This is a genomic window from Gemmobacter nectariphilus DSM 15620 (genome assembly GCF_000429765.1).
GTDB classification, from domain to species: Bacteria; Pseudomonadota; Alphaproteobacteria; order Rhodobacterales; family Rhodobacteraceae; genus Wagnerdoeblera; species Wagnerdoeblera nectariphila.
Map to the genome: position 1 here is coordinate 71,934 of NZ_AUCM01000014.1, position 14,952 is coordinate 86,885.

At 66.6% G+C, this 14,952-nt stretch carries 9 protein-coding genes; 5 read left to right on the forward strand and 4 right to left on the reverse strand.

Annotation, left to right across the window (positions count from 1 at the left end; genetic code table 11):
* Positions 1-34 precede the first annotated feature (34 nt).
* Positions 35-4,573, forward strand: coding sequence for a glutamate synthase large subunit (gene gltB, locus G481_RS0114455; protein WP_028030672.1), 4,539 nt, complete (start codon positions 35-37; stop codon positions 4,571-4,573).
* Between the two features lie 356 nt (positions 4,574-4,929).
* Here the strand turns inward: gltB and G481_RS0114460 are convergent, their stop codons facing one another.
* Positions 4,930-6,588 carry an NAD+ synthase gene (locus tag G481_RS0114460; RefSeq protein ID WP_028030673.1) on the reverse strand — a complete coding sequence of 553 codons (1,659 nt, stop codon included), beginning with the start codon at positions 6,586-6,588 and terminating at the stop codon, positions 4,930-4,932.
* A gap of 227 nt (positions 6,589-6,815) precedes the next feature.
* Between G481_RS0114460 and G481_RS0114465 the strand changes: the two genes are divergently transcribed.
* Positions 6,816-8,240 carry an MORN repeat-containing protein gene (locus G481_RS0114465; RefSeq protein ID WP_028030674.1) on the forward strand — a complete coding sequence of 475 codons (1,425 nt, stop codon included), beginning with the start codon at positions 6,816-6,818 and terminating at the stop codon, positions 8,238-8,240.
* A gap of 78 nt (positions 8,241-8,318) precedes the next feature.
* On the opposite strand, the gene G481_RS0114470 is transcribed toward G481_RS0114465, so the two are convergent.
* Complete coding sequence (locus tag G481_RS0114470) at positions 8,319-8,792, reverse strand: cytochrome b (RefSeq protein ID WP_028030675.1); 474 nt, start codon at positions 8,790-8,792, stop codon at positions 8,319-8,321.
* Positions 8,793-8,889: 97 nt separating this feature from the next.
* On the opposite strand from G481_RS0114470, the gene recO reads away from it, so the two are divergent.
* The gene (gene recO, locus G481_RS0114475) at positions 8,890-9,612 is read left to right on the forward strand and encodes a DNA repair protein RecO (protein ID WP_028030676.1); all 723 of its coding nucleotides are present in this window, start codon (positions 8,890-8,892) and stop codon (positions 9,610-9,612) included.
* Between the two features lie 154 nt (positions 9,613-9,766).
* Here recO and G481_RS0114480 read toward each other — a convergent pair whose 3' ends face one another.
* Positions 9,767-12,061 (reverse strand): DNA topoisomerase IV subunit A, encoded by a 2,295-nt coding sequence (locus tag G481_RS0114480; protein WP_028030677.1) that lies wholly within the window; start codon positions 12,059-12,061, stop codon positions 9,767-9,769.
* 157 nt (positions 12,062-12,218) lie between these two features.
* Here G481_RS0114480 and G481_RS25185 point away from each other — a divergent pair, with 157 nt between their 5' ends.
* The gene (locus tag G481_RS25185) at positions 12,219-12,680 is read left to right on the forward strand and encodes an SH3 domain-containing protein (protein ID WP_161630528.1); all 462 of its coding nucleotides are present in this window, start codon (positions 12,219-12,221) and stop codon (positions 12,678-12,680) included.
* Between the two features lie 81 nt (positions 12,681-12,761).
* Entirely contained in the window at positions 12,762-13,688 is a 927-nt protein-coding gene (locus G481_RS0114490) for a bifunctional helix-turn-helix transcriptional regulator/GNAT family N-acetyltransferase (protein ID WP_028030679.1), read from the forward strand.
* A gap of 87 nt (positions 13,689-13,775) precedes the next feature.
* On the opposite strand, the gene tuf is transcribed toward G481_RS0114490, so the two are convergent.
* Positions 13,776-14,951 carry an elongation factor Tu gene (gene tuf / locus G481_RS0114495; protein ID WP_028030312.1) on the reverse strand — a complete coding sequence of 392 codons (1,176 nt, stop codon included), beginning with the start codon at positions 14,949-14,951 and terminating at the stop codon, positions 13,776-13,778.
* Position 14,952: the final 1 nt, after the last annotated feature.

Here is a 14,952-nt window from a genome sequence, read left to right on the forward strand (position 1 = left end):
GCCGATCATCCCCGCCAGCCCTGAGGAGTGAGCCATGACCAAATACGATGAAGCCTGGGTTGTCGCGGAAGAGGCCAAGCGCCGCGGGCTCGACGAGAACGGCCTTTACAAGGAAGAGGATGAAAAGTCCTCGTGCGGGGTCGGCCTGGTCGTGTCGATCAGCGGCAAGCCCAGCCGCAAGGTGGTGCAGTCGGGCATCGACGCGCTGAAGGCGATCTGGCACCGCGGCGCGGTGGATGCCGACGGAAAAACCGGCGACGGCGCGGGGATCCATGTGCAGATCCCGGTGCGCTTTTTCTATGACGTGATCCGCCGCACGGGGCATGAGCCCGATACGAAAAAGCTGATCGCCGTGGGGCAGGTGTTCCTGCCGCGCACCGATTTTGGCGCGCAGGAACGCTGCCGGACCATCGTGGAAACCGAAGTCCTGCGCATGGGCCACTATATCTATGGCTGGCGCCACGTTCCGGTGGATACCAGCGTGCTGGGCGACAAGGCCAATGCGACGCGCCCCGAGATCGAACAGATCCTGATCCGCAACGAAAAGGGCATCTCGGACGAGGAGTTCGAGCGCGAGCTCTACATCATCCGCCGCCGGATCGAAAAGGCGGCGATGGCAGCGCATATCCAGGGCCTTTACCTGTGCAGCCTGTCCTGCCGGTCGATCATCTACAAGGGCATGATGCTGGCCGAACAGGTGGCGGTGTTCTACCCCGACCTGATGGACGAGCGGTTTGAATCGTCCTTTGCGATCTATCACCAGCGCTATTCCACCAACACCTTCCCGCAATGGTGGCTGGCCCAGCCCTTCCGCATGCTGGCCCACAACGGCGAGATCAACACGCTGCGCGGCAACGTCAACTGGATGCGCAGCCATGAAATCCGCATGGCCTCGAACGCCTTTGGCGAGATGGCCGAGGATATCAAGCCGATCATCCCGGCCGGGACCTCGGATTCGGGCGCGCTGGATGCGGTGTTCGAAATGATGGTCCGCGCGGGCCGGTCGGCGCCGATGGCGAAAACCATGCTGGTGCCCGAGGCCTGGAGCAAGTCCACCGTGGAACTGCCCAAGCCCTGGCAGGACATGTATGCCTATTGCAACGCCGTGATGGAGCCCTGGGACGGCCCCGCCGCGCTGGCGATGACCGATGGCCGCTGGGTCTGCGGCGGGCTGGACCGCAACGGTCTGCGCCCGATGCGCTATGTCATCACTGGCGACGGGCTGCTGATCGCGGGGTCCGAGGCCGGCATGGTCCCGGTCGACGAGATGACCGTGCGCGAAAAGGGCGCGCTGGGGCCGGGGCAGATGATCGCCGTCGACATGGCCGAGGGCAAGCTCTACCACGACGCCGAGATGAAGGACAAACTGGCCGCGGCTCAGCCCTTTGGCGACTGGGTGCAGAAGGTTGTCGATCTGAACGCCATCATGCGCGATGTGCCGGAAAAGGCCCTGTTCAAGGGCGCCGAGCTGCGCAAGCGCCAGATTGCCGCCGGCTACAGCCTTGAAGAGCTGGAACAGGTTCTGGCCGCCATGGCCGAGGACGGCAAGGAAATGATCGCCTCGATGGGCGATGACACGCCGCCTGCGGTGCTGTCCAAGGTCTATCGCCCGCTGTCGCATTACTTCCGCCAGAACTTCAGCCAGGTGACCAACCCGCCCATCGACAGCTTGCGCGAAAGCCGGGTGATGAGCCTCAAGACCCGGTTCGGCAACCTCAAGAACGTGCTGGATGAATCGAGCGCCCAGACCGAGATTCTGGTTCTGGAAAGCCCGTTCATCGCCAATGCCGAATTCGAGGAAATGCTGCGCCAGTTCGGGGCCTCGGTCACGGTGATCGACTGCACCTTCCCGGCCGGCGCCGACCAGGAGGCACTGCGCCTTGGGCTGGAGCGGATCCGCGCCGAGGCCGAGGATGCCGTGCGCTCGGGCGCGCTGCATCTGGTGCTGACGGACGAACATCAAGGCCCCGCCAAGGTGGCGATGCCGATGATCCTTGCGACCAGCGCGGTGCATTCGTGGCTGACCCGCAAGGGGCTGCGCACCTTCACCAGCCTGAACGTGCGGTCCGCCGAATGCATCGACCCCCACTATTTCGCGGTGCTGATCGGCTGCGGCGCGACCACGGTGAACGCTTATCTGGCACAGGACAGCATTGCCGACCGCATCGAGCGCGGCCTGCTGGAAGGCCAGCTGATCGACGCGATGCGCCGCTACCGCGATGCGGTGGATGCCGGGCTTCTGAAGATCATGGCCAAGATGGGGATCTCGGTCATCTCGTCCTATCGGGGCGGGCTGAACTTCGAGGCGGTGGGCCTGTCGCGCGCCATGGTGGCGGAATATTTCCCCGGCATGCACAGCCGCATCTCCGGCATCGGTCTGCACGGCATCCAGGACAAGGTGCAGGACGTTCATCGCAAGGGCTGGCTGGGCGGCCAGGACGTGCTGCCGATCGGGGGCTTTTACAAGGCCCGCCGGTCCGGCGAAAAGCACGCCTGGGAAGCGCAGACCATGCACCTGCTGCAATCGGCCTGTGATCGCGGCAGCTATGACATGTGGAAGCAGTATTCGGCCGCGATGCGGGCGAACCCGCCGATCCACCTGCGCGACCTTCTGGACATCAAGCCTCTGGGCAAGCCGGTGGCCATCGAGGAGGTCGAATCCATCACCTCGATCCGCAAGCGCTTCGTGACGCCGGGCATGTCGCTGGGGGCGCTGTCGCCCGAGGCGCACATGACGCTGAACATCGCCATGAACCGCATCGGCGCAAAGTCCGACAGTGGCGAAGGCGGCGAGGATCCGGCGCACCAGCACCCGTTCCCGAACGGCGACAACCCCTGCGCCAAGATCAAGCAGGTCGCCTCGGGCCGGTTCGGTGTGACGGCGGAATACCTCAACGCCTGCGAAGAGCTGGAAATCAAGGTGGCCCAGGGCGCCAAGCCTGGCGAGGGTGGCCAGCTGCCCGGCATGAAGGTCACCGACCTGATTGCCCGGCTGCGCCATTCGACCAAGGGGGTGACGCTGATTTCCCCCCCGCCGCACCATGACATCTATTCGATCGAAGACCTCGCGCAGCTGATCTACGACCTCAAGCAGATCAACCCGCGCTGCAAGGTGACGGTGAAACTGGTCTCGGCCAGCGGCGTCGGCACGATTGCGGCGGGCGTCGCCAAGGCCAAGGCGGATATCATCCTTGTGTCCGGCCACAATGGCGGCACCGGGGCCTCGCCTGCGACCTCGATCAAATATGCTGGCCTGCCGTGGGAGATGGGCCTGACCGAGGCGCATCAGGTGCTGGCGATGAACAACCTGCGCGAGCGGGTGACGCTGCGCACCGATGGCGGCCTGCGCACCGGGCGCGACATCATCATCGCTGCGATGATGGGGGCCGAGGAATATGGCATCGGTACCGCCGCGCTGATCGCCATGGGCTGCATCATGGTGCGCCAGTGCCAGTCGAACACCTGCCCGGTGGGCGTCTGCACGCAGAACCCGGCGCTGCGTGAAAAGTTCACCGGCAGCGCCGACAAGGTGGTGAACCTGATCACCTTCTATGCGCAGGAGGTGCGTGAACTGCTGGCCAGCATCGGGGCCCGGTCGCTGGACGAGATCATCGGCCGCGCCGATCTGCTGGCGCAGGTCAGCCGGGGGGCTGCGAACCTGGACGATCTGGACCTCAACCCGCTGCTGATCACGGTGGATGGGGCGCAGAAGATCACCTACGACCGGTCCAAGCCGCGCAATGCGGTGCCGGACACGCTGGATGCGGAAATCATCCGCGATGGCGCGCGCTTCTTTGAAGATGGCGAAAAGATGCAGCTGTCCTATGCGGTCAGGAACACGCTGCGCACCATCGGGACGCGGGCATCGAGCCACATCGTGCGCAAGTTCGGGATGCGCAACGATCTGCAGCGCGATCATCTGACGATCAAGCTGTCGGGCTCGTGCGGGCAGTCGCTGGGCGCCTTTGCGGTGCGCGGGCTGAAGATCGAGGTGCAGGGCGATGCCAACGACTATGTGGGCAAGGGCCTGTCGGGGGGCACCATCGTGGTGCGTCCGCCGATGGCCAGCCCGCTGGAGGCCTCGCAGAACACGATCATCGGCAACACCGTGCTCTATGGGGCGACCGACGGCTTCCTGTTCGCGGCTGGCCGCGCGGGTGAGCGGTTCGGGGTGCGCAACTCGGGCGCGACGGTGGTGATCGAAGGGTGCGGCTCGAACGGGTGCGAATACATGACCGGCGGCGTGGCCGTGATCCTGGGATCCATCGGGGCGAACTTCGGGGCCGGTATGACCGGCGGCATGGCCTATGTCTATGACCCTGAGGGCAATGCCGAAGACTGGATGAACCTGGAAAGCCTGGTGACCTGTGCGGTGTCGCATCCGCATTGGGAAGCCCAGCTGAAAGGGCTGGTCGAACGCCATGCGGCCGAGACCGGCAGCCTGAAGGCCGCCCGCATCTTGCAGAACTGGGAGGCCGAGCGGGGCAACTTCCTGCAGGTCTGCCCGCGCGAGATGCTGGTGCATCTGCCCTATCCGCTGTCGGCCGATGCCGAGGCGGTTCCGGCCGAGTGAGCTTGTGCGATAGCGCGGTGAAAGGGGGCCTTGCGGCCCCCTTTTGCTTTGGCCGTGCACGAGGGGGCGCTGCCCCATGGCGCTGTCGCTATTTCGGCAAGGCTGCGCCTGCCCCCGGGATATTTGGGGACAGATGAAAGGGCAGGGCGCGGCGTTCGGGGGCTGGCGGGGCGGCGGGGGACCCGCGCATCGCGTGGGGGCGATGCGCAAGTTCCGGGCCGTGATCGGGGGGCTATCGCCTTTGCCGGATGGGAGCGGCGGCGCAAGCGGGCGTTCCGCGTGCGTAGTGCGCCGGGGCCTGATCAGAGGCGATGCGGGGCGGGCGCGACACCTGGCAGGGGGCGCCCGCAGTCCGATCAGCCGTTGTCGCGCCAGCGGTTCACGATGGGATAGCGCCGGTCCAGCCAGAAGGCGCGGCCGGTCAGCCGGGTGCCGGGGGCGGACTGGAAGCGTTTCCATTCGCTGATGAAGATCAGATGCTCGATCCGTTTGACCGTCGCGCGGTCGAACCCGGCGGCGACAAGGTCGGCCACCGACAGCTCGCGGTCGACCAGACCTTCGAGGATCGCGTCCAGCACCGGATAGGGCGGCAGGCTGTCTTCGTCCTTCTGGTCGGGGCGCAGCTCGGCGCTGGGGGGCTTGTCGATGACGCGGGGGGGGATCACCTCGCCCTCGGGGCCCTTCATCCAGGGGCGGTGGTTCGCGTTGCGCCAGCGGCAGGTTTCGAACACGCGGGTCTTGTAGAGATCCTTGATCGGATTATAGCCGCCCGCCATGTCGCCATAGATCGTGCAATAGCCGACCGCGACTTCGGATTTGTTCCCCGTGGTCAGCAGCATGGCGCCGAACTTGTTCGACAGCGCCATCAGCAGCAGGCCGCGCAGGCGGGACTGGATGTTTTCCTCGGTCACGTCGGGGGTCGTGCCGGCCAGCAGGGGCGCCAGCGCCTCGGTCACCGCCGCGCGGGGGCCCGAGATCGGCACGGTGTCCAGCCGGGTGCCGAGGGCGCGCGCCACCGCGGCGGCATCTTCCAGCGAATGGGCCGAGGTGAATTCGGACGGCAGCATGACGCAATGCACGTTTTCCGGCCCCAGCGCGTCGGCGGCGATGGTGGCGACGATCGCGCTGTCGATCCCGCCCGACAGGCCAAGGATCGCGCGGGAAAAGCCCGACTTGGCGAAATAGTCGCGGGTCGATTCGACCATCGCGCGATAGTCCTGTTCCCAATCGTCCGGCAGGCGGGCCATGGGGGCAGGATCGGCGCGCCAGCCGTCATCGGTATGGCGGAAATCGACGATCTGGGTGGCGGCGTCAAAGGCGGGCAGCTGGGCAGCCATGCGCCCGCCGGGGTTCAGCACGAACGAGGCGCCATCGAACACCTGATCGTCCTGCCCGCCGACCATGTTCAGATAGACCAGCGGCAGGCCGGTTTCCACGACGCGCGCGACCATCAGCTGCATGCGCTGGTCATGCTTGCCCCGCGCATAGGGCGAGCCGTTCGGCACCAGCAGGATCTGCGCCCCGGTCTCGGCCAGGGTCTCGGCCACGTCGGGGTGCCAGGCATCCTCGCAGATCGGGGTGCCGATGCGGATCGGGCCGAGGCGCCAGGGGCCCGAGACCGGGGCCGAGGTGTAAAGCCGGTGTTCGTCGAACACATCAGTGTTGGGCAGGTGGTGCTTGCGGATCACCGTGGTGACCTTGCCGTCCTGCAAGATGTGCCAGGCGTTGTATAGCCGCCCGCCCACCAGGTCCGGCGCGCCGATCCCCAGTGCCGGGCCATCGGCGCAATCGGTGGCCAGCCGGGCCAGTTCCGTCGCCACATCGCGCAGGAAGGCCGGGCGCATCACCAGATCCTGGGTCTGATAGCCGGTGAGGAACATTTCAGGCAACATGACCAGATCGGCCCCCGCGGCGCGGCCCTGATCCCAAGCGCGGCGCGCGGCATCGGCATTGGCGGTCAGCGCGCCCACCGTGGGGTTCCACTGGACGATCAGCAGGCGGAAACGTTCGGCCATGCGGGGCTCCTTTCGCGTCTTTGGTGGTTCTAGACGCTGGGGGGGGCGGATCAAGGGGGAAAGCGGCAGAACGGGCGGCCTGCAGTCTGCCCAAGGCCTTTGGGCGGGGTGTTGCGCGCCTGGGCGGGCCTGTCTGGTGAAGGGATGAGCGATCCGTGATGCCCTGCCGCTTGTCAGGCGGGGCGCGTGCGGCGTAGGCTTTGGCCAAAGCAACCGGGGGGCTGGAGATGGCGGGAACGGGTCGGATCTGGATCGCGGCCGGGCTGATGGCGGCGACAAGCGGTGCGGTGGCGGCGCAGGACGTGGCGACCAAGCAATATGCCGACGGCTCGATCTATGAGGGGCAGTTCAAGGATGGTCGCCAGCACGGGCATGGCACCTATCGGCTGCCCGATGGCTATGAATATTCCGGCGAATGGGTGAACGGCGAGATCAGCGGGCAGGGCCGGGCACGGTTCCCCAATGGCGCGATCTATGAGGGCACCTTTGTGGCCGGCAAGCCCGAGGGCACCGGCAAAATCACCTTTCCCGATGGTGGCACCTATGAGGGCGACTGGGCGGGCGGGCAGATGACCGGGCAGGGGGTGGCCAACTATCCGGGCGGGGTGGTCTATACCGGGGCCATGGTCAACGGTCTGGCGCAGGGCCAGGGCGTGATGCAGGATCCGCAGGGCTATCGCTATGAGGGCGACTGGGTCGAAGGGCGGCGCGAAGGCCGTGCAGTGATCACCTATCCCGATGGCGCGCGCTATGACGGTGAGGTCGTGGATGGCGAGCGGCAAGGCCAGGGCACGCTGATCATGCCCGACGGGCTGACCTATGTCGGCGGCTGGGTCGCGGGCCAGATGCAGGGGCAGGGCAAGCTGACCCAGCCGAACGGCGATATCTACGAGGGCGGGTTCGAGGCGGGCCTGCGCAGCGGGCCGGGCAAGGTGTCCTATGCCGATGGTGGCAGCTATGAGGGGGCCTTTGCCCGCGACCGGCGCCATGGCACGGGCACCTATCGCGCGGCCTCGGGCATGGTCTATCAGGGGGACTGGCAGGACGGCCAGATCGCCGGCACAGGGCGGATGCAGCACCCGGACGGGTCGGTCTATGAGGGGGCCTTTGTCGCCGATCTGCCGCAGGGCCGCGGCAAGATGACCTGGCCCGATGGCACCAGCTATGAGGGCGACTGGGTCGAAGGCATCATCGAGGGGCAGGGCGTGTCGCGGCTTGCGGATGGCTCGGTCTATGAGGGGGCGTTTCAGGCCGGGCAGCGGCAGGGCACCGGGGTGCTGACCCTGCCCGATGGCTATCGCTATGAGGGGGCTTGGCTGGCCGGACGGCGTGAAGGGCAGGGCGTGGCCAGCTATCCCGATGGCAGCCGCTATACGGGCGGGTTCAAGGCCGACCTGCGCGACGGGCAAGGCGTGCTGGAGCGCCCCGATGGCTATCGCTATGAGGGCGGGTTTGTCGCAGGCGATGCCGCCGGGCAGGGCATCGCCCGCTGGGCAAGCGGCGACAGCTATGAGGGCGAGTTCGCCGCCGGCAAGCCGAACGGTCAGGGCATCGCCCGCTATGCCGGTGGCCAGGAGGCGCGGGGCACCTGGACCAATGGCCTGTTGACCGCCCCGGCCCCCGAGGGAGCCGCAGCGCCTGCAGGGAACTGAGCCCGGGCGCGGCGCGGGGCGGATGCCCCGGGCTCTGCCCGGACCCGGGATATTTGCTTCAAGGCGAAAGGGCTGCGGTCAGCGCATCCGGGCCAGCGTGCCATCGCGCAGCACGAACTGGTGCCAGAGCGCCATGGCAACATGGCCGATGACCAGGACCAGAAGGATGGTCTTGAGCACCTCATGCGCTTCGGCTGCCGCCTCGATGCCGCCGAACCAGGCGGCGCCGCCGCTGATGGCGACCAGGATCAGTGCGGCATAGATCGCGACATGCCCCCAGTTGGCCGCGCGCACGGACCATGCGCTGCCCTGTGCGGGCGGGACGCCATGGGTTGCGCGCAGCACGAGCCGCCACAGGGCAAAGACCAGAATGGCAATCCCGCCAAACACATGGGCGGCCACGAGCGGATCGGCGGCGGCTTCTGTGCCCGTGCGAAAGGCGCGCCATGCGGCGCCGATGGCATCGTTCAACGTGAACTGCGCAAGGATCAGAAGGACCGTCAGCCAGTGCAGGACGATCTGCGTGCGGCTGTAGGTGGCGGGGGTGGGCATGGCTTTCTCCTGGCTGGCGCGTTCCGGGATGGAACGCAACGTGGCGCGGTTTCCGTCGCCGCTGGACTGCGGCGGTCTGCGGGTGCATCGTGACGCCATGGAATGGGCAGCGCAAGGGCTGGTGCTGGCTGTGCGGGCGCATGGCGAAAGCGCGGCCATCGTCGAGATTTTCACCGAGGCGCAGGGGCGTCATGCTGGCGTGGTGCGCGGCGGCATGGGGCGGCGCATGGCGCCGGTGCTGATGCCGGGCAACGAGGTGGCCGCCGTCTGGCGGGCGCGGCTGGGCGAGCATCTGGGGCATTTCACCATCGAGCCTCTGCGTGCGCGTGCGGCTGCGCTGATGACAGATCGCCGGGCATTGGCGGGGCTGTCGGCCATTTGCGCCATGATCTCGCGGGCCTTGCCAGAACGCGAGCCGCATGGCGGGCTGTATGCGGCAACCCTGGTCTTGCTGGATGCGCTGGCGACGGTGCCCGACTGGCCCGTGCTGTATCTGCGCTGGGAATGCGGGTTGCTGGCGGATCTGGGCTTTGGGCTGGACCTTGGGGCCTGTGCTGTGACGGGCGCGCGCGACGGGCTGGCCTTTGTCAGCCCGCGCACCGGGCGGGCGGTGACGGCCGAGGCGGCCCGGGGCTGGGAAGACAAGCTGTTGCCGTTGCCGCAGTGCCTGCTGAGGCCAGGGCCGGCCGATCCGGCGGATCTGGCGGCAGGGCTGCGGTTGACCGGGCATTTCCTGAACCGCGGGCTATGCGCAGATCCCGGTTCCCGCCCGCTGCCCGAGGCCCGCGCGCGGCTGGTCGATCTGCTGTCGCGCGGCTGAGGGGGAACGGGTGCGCCCGCGCCCTCCAAGCATGACCAAGCTGGGCTCGCCCTTGGGACCATGCCGGTGGCTGATGGCGCTGTGTGGGGGCTGACGCAAAGGGGCCGGTGCCTTTCACCGGCCCCCTTGCGCGATGTTGCCTGCCCCTAGGGCCCTAGCCCTGATCGAAGCGGTTGTCGCGTGGGAAGCCGCGCGGGGCCATGCGGCCCATGCCGGCACGGTTGCCCAGCCATTCGGTCAGGTCGGCCTCGGTGCGGGTGCGGCCGGCCGGATCCTTCCACGACAGACCCTGAGCAAGGGTGATCGTCGTGGCATCGGACAGACCGCCATCCTTGAACTTCTGCAGCCGCACGCCCTTGCCCTTGGTCATCTCGGGAACCTGGATGACCGGGAAGACCAGCATCTTGCGGTTCTCGCCGACCACGGCGACGTGATCGCCCTGCACCCGGCGCACCAGCGCCGCGCGGACGCCTTCGCCCACGCTGAGCACCGCCTTGCCTGCCCGGGTCTGGGCCAGCACGTCATCCGAGCCCACGACAAAGCCATCCCCGGCGCTGGAGGCAACCAGCAGCTTTTCACCCGGGCGCCAGATCAGGAAATCGACGATCTCGGCATCGTTCGGCAGATCGACCATCAGGCGGACCGGCTCGCCCATGCCGCGCCCGCCGGGCAGGTTCGCGCCCAAAAGGGTGTAGAACCGGCCATTTGCGCCGAACAGCATGATCTTGTCGGTGGTTTCGGCGTGGAACGCAAAGCGCGGCCCGTCGCCATCCTTGAACTTCAGATCGCCGTCCAGCGCGACATGGCCCTTCATCGCCCGGATCCAGCCCATGCGCGAGCAGATGACGGTGATCGGCTCGCGGTCGATCATCGCCTCCATCGGGATTTCCACCACCTCGCCCGCCTCGGCAAAGCCGGTGCGGCGCCGCCCGGCGGGCGTGTCGGGGCCGAAGAACATCGCCATCTTGCGCAGTTCCTCGCCGATCCGCTTCCATTGCTTGCGCTCGGATCCCAGCAGCGATTCGAGCCCGGCGCGTTCCTTCATCAGCTCGTCGCGTTCGCGCCTCAGCTCGATTTCCTCGAGCCGGCGGAGCGAGCGCAGGCGCATGTTGAGAATCGCCTCGGCCTGCACCTCTGTCAGCTCGCCCTCGCCGGGGGCGGGGGGGACATAATCCTTTTCCGACAGCGCGCGGGGAAAGTCGCGGCCCCATTCCTCGCGCATCAGCGCGGATTTGGGCTCGGTGTCATAGCGGATGATGTCGATCACCCGGTCAAGGTTGAGGAAGGCGATGATGAAGCCTTCGAGCACCTCGAGCCGGTGGTCGATCTTGTCCATCCGGTGCTGGCTGCGGCGCTGCAACACCTCGCGCCGATGATCGAGGAAGGCGCGCAGCACCTCCTTGAGCGAACAGACCTTGGGGGTCTTGCCGTCGATCAGCACGTTCATGTTCAGCGGGAAGCGGGTTTCCAGATCGGAATTGCGGAACAGCTGGCCCATCAGCATGTCCGGATCGACCGTGCGGGTGCGCGGCTCGAGCACGATGCGGACATCCTCGGCGGATTCGTCGCGCACATCGGCCAGGATCGGCACCTTTTTCAGGTGGATCAGCTCTGCCAGCTTTTCGATCAGCTTGGACTTGGCAACCTGATAGGGGATCTCGGTGACGACGATCTGCCAGTTGCCGCGGCCCAGATCCTCTTTTTCCCAGCGCGCGCGCAGCCGGAAGGCGCCGCGCCCGGTGCGATAGCTTTCGCGGATCGATGCAGCGTCTTCGACCAGAACGCCGCCGGTGGGAAAATCAGGGCCGGGGATATGCGTGACCAGATCGTCTTCGGAAATCGCCGGATCGTCGATCATCGCAAGGCAGCCGGCCACCAGCTCGCCAATGTTGTGCGGCGGGATGTTCGTCGCCATGCCGACGGCAATGCCGCTGGCGCCATTGGCCAGCAGGTTCGGGAAGGCGGCCGGCAGAACGACGGGTTCGCGCAGCGTGCCATCATAGTTCGGGCGGAAATCGACCGAATCCTCGTCCAGCCCGTCCAGCAGCGCCTCGGCCGTGGCGGCCATGCGCGCCTCGGTGTAGCGGCTGGCGGCGGGGCTGTCGCCGTCAATGTTGCCAAAGTTGCCCTGGCCGTCCACCAGCGGGTAGCGCATGGCGAAATCCTGCGCCAGACGCGCCATGGCATCGTAGATCGCGGCATCGCCGTGCGGGTGGTAGTTCCCCATTACGTCGCCGGTGATCTTGGCCGATTTGCGAAAGCCCCCTGTCGAGGCCAGCCGCAATTCGCGCATCGCGTAAAGGATACGGCGATGCACCGGCTTGAGCCCGTCGCGGGCATCCGGCAAGGCACGGTGCATGATCGTCGACAGCGCATAGGTCAGGTAGCGCGCGCCGATCGCCCGGGAAAGGGACTCGGAGGTCAGGCCGTTTTCTGGTATGTCGGTCATGGGGCGGGTGTAATCTGGCCCCGACGGCCGGTCCAGCAGGAATTTTGTCTGCGTCGGACGAAGCCGGGAACCGTGGTGCGAGTTGCGGGTTTTCCCGCTGTATACTGCAATGTTCTATTTCAGGGGGGTGCGGATGGTTGGATCCGGGATTGTTCGTTTGGGCCTGCTGCTTGGCGGGCTGGGGCTGGGGCTTTATGGCGCCGCGGTCCTTTACGGGCGGGACGATGGCGCGCTGCGCGCCGGGCTGGTGGCCGACAGCGCCGAAATTGCTGTTCCCACCCGCGCCGACAGTGTGCCCCAGTCGCTGCCGGCCGCGGTTCTGCGTCTGGCCGATTCCCCGCTTGAAGGGCCGAGCCATCCGGTTGTGATCGGTGTGGCGCAGCCCGTGGCCGCCCCGATTGCCGAGGTTGCAGCGCCCGAAGCCTCTGGTGAATGGCGCAGCGTGCGGGTCAGCAGCGCAAATGTGCGTGGCGGCCCGTCCACCGGCTATGGTGTAGTCGGCCGTGTCTCGCTTGGCGAAGAGGTCGAGGTCGTCGACATGGCGGATGGCTGGGTGCATATCCGTATTCAGGGCGATGGCATAGACGGATGGGTGGCCGAGCGCCTTCTGGCGCCCTGAGCGGCATCATCAGGTCGATTGACGTCGTCAGTTCGTGCGTGTTTGGGTTGGTTGTGCAACGCAATCAAACCGGCGCAGGGAATGAACGACCAGATCGAACACATCCGCTATGCGACTCGTCGCATGGTGCGGCACTTTGGGCTGATGGGCGGGCTGGTTGCGGGCACCAACCTGTCGCCCTCGGCGGTCTACGCCCTGATCGAGATCGGCTCGGGTCGATCACGATCCGCGACAGAGCTGGCCGAGACGCTCAAGCTGGACAAGTCGAGCATCAGCCGCATGTTGCGCAAGCTGATCGAGATGGGCGAGGTGCGCGAACAGCCTGACCGCATGGACGGCCGGCTCAAGACGCTCAGCCTGACGCGCGAAGGCTGGGCGCGACTGGCGGCAATCGACGCCTTCAGCCGATCCCAGGTGATGGAGGCGCTTGGCCATCTGTCGACCGACGAGGTGGCAACGGTCGTCGAGGGGCTGCGGCTCTATTCCGATGCCCTGTCGCCAGCGGCGGCGCGGCGGCAGGCCGTCAGCCTTGCTTCCGGCTATCGCACCGGGCTGATTGCGCGGGTCACCGAACTTCATGCGCAGTATTACAGCCGCACTTCGGGGTTCGGTCAGCGGTTTGAATCGGTGGTGGCGCGCGGGCTGGCCGATTTTTGCGACCGGCTGGATAACCCGGTCAATCAGATCTGGGTCGCGCTGCTGGGCAATGAGGTGGTCGGCTCGATCGCCATCGACGGCGAGGATCTGGGGCCGGGCAAGGCGCATCTGCGATGGTTCATCATGACCGATGTCGTGCGCGGCAGCGGCGCGGGGCGCCATCTGCTGCAGGCGGCGCTTGATCATGTCGACAGGCTGGCAATCCCCGAAACCCAGCTGTGGACCTTTGACGGTCTGGCGGCAGCGCGCCATCTTTACGAGACCAGCGGGTTCCGTCTGGCCGAAGAGCGGCGCGGCGATCAATGGGGCACCGAAGTGCTGGAACAAAGGTTCGTCCGCCCGACACCCTGAGCCATGCAAAAGGGCCGCCCGAACGGATCGGGCGGCCCCTTTCGTGTATGCCGCAGGGTGGGACCTTAATCCCACCCTACCGCGATATTACTTGAGGATTTTGGAGACGACGCCGGCGCCGACGGTGCGGCCGCCTTCACGGATGGCGAAGCGCAGCTTTTCTTCCATGGCGATCGGGGCGATCAGCTCGACCTCGAACTTCAGGTTGTCGCCCGGCATCACCATCTCGGTGCCTTCCGGCAGCTTCACGGTGCCGGTCACGTCCGTCGTGCGGAAGTAGAACTGCGGGCGGTAGTTCGCAAAGAACGGGGTGTGACGGCCGCCTTCTTCCTTGGTCAGGATGTAGGCTTCGGCTTCGAAGTGGGTGTGCGGCATCACCGATTTCGGCTTGCACAGCACCTGGCCACGTTCCACGCCTTCACGGTCGACGCCGCGCAGCAGCGCGCCGATGTTGTCGCCAGCCTCGCCGCGGTCCAGCAGCTTGCGGAACATTTCCACGCCGGTCACGGTCGACTTGGTGGTCGGGCGGATGCCGACGATCTCGACTTCGTCACCGACGTTGATCACGCCACGTTCCACACGGCCGGTCACCACGGTGCCACGGCCCGAGATCGAGAACACGTCTTCGATCGGCATCAGGAACGGCTGGTCGACAGCGCGCGCCGGGGTCGGGATGTATTCGTCGACAGCGGCCAGCAGCGCGCGGATCGAGTTCTCGCCGATTTCCGGATCACGGCCTTCCATCGCCGCCAGGGCCGAGCCCTTGACGATCGGAATGTCGTCGCCGGGGTAGTCGTACGACGACAGCAGCTCGCGCACTTCCATCTCGACCAGTTCCAGCAGTTCCGGGTCATCCACCTGGTCGACCTTGTTCAGGTAGACGACCATGTAGGGAATGCCGACCTGACGGCCCAGCAGGATGTGCTCGCGCGTTTGCGGCATCGGGCCGTCGGCAGCGTTCACCACCAGGATCGCGCCGTCCATCTGCGCGGCGCCGGTGATCATGTTCTTCACATAGTCGGCGTGGCCGGGGCAGTCGACGTGGGCGTAGTGACGCGCTTCGGTTTCGTATTCGACGTGGGCGGTCGAGATCGTGATCCCGCGAGCCCGCTCTTCCGGCGCGCCGTCGATCTGGTCGTAAGCCTTGAATTCGCCGAAGTATTTCGTGATCGCAGCCGTCAGCGTCGTCTTGCCGTGGTCAACGTGACCGATCGTCCCGATGTTCACGTGCGGTTTCGTACGTTCAAACTTTGCCTTCGCCATG

Bases quoted from the DNA above. Each gene is read 5' to 3' on its own strand.
- G481_RS0114460 (WP_028030673.1), bottom strand. From the start codon at position 6,588: ATGGCCGAACGTTTCCGCCTGCTGATCGTCCAGTGGAACCCCACGGTG.
- G481_RS0114470 (WP_028030675.1), bottom strand. From the start codon at position 8,792: ATGCCCACCCCCGCCACCTACAGCCGCACGCAGATCGTCCTGCACTGG.
- G481_RS0114465 (WP_028030674.1), top strand. From the start codon at position 6,816: ATGGCGGGAACGGGTCGGATCTGGATCGCGGCCGGGCTGATGGCGGCG.
- G481_RS0114490 (WP_028030679.1), top strand. From the start codon at position 12,762: ATGAACGACCAGATCGAACACATCCGCTATGCGACTCGTCGCATGGTG.
- G481_RS0114480 (WP_028030677.1), bottom strand. From the start codon at position 12,061: ATGACCGACATACCAGAAAACGGCCTGACCTCCGAGTCCCTTTCCCGG.
- gltB (WP_028030672.1), top strand. From the start codon at position 35: ATGACCAAATACGATGAAGCCTGGGTTGTCGCGGAAGAGGCCAAGCGC.
- tuf (WP_028030312.1), bottom strand. From the start codon at position 14,951: ATGGCGAAGGCAAAGTTTGAACGTACGAAACCGCACGTGAACATCGGG.
- recO (WP_028030676.1), top strand. From the start codon at position 8,890: ATGGAATGGGCAGCGCAAGGGCTGGTGCTGGCTGTGCGGGCGCATGGC.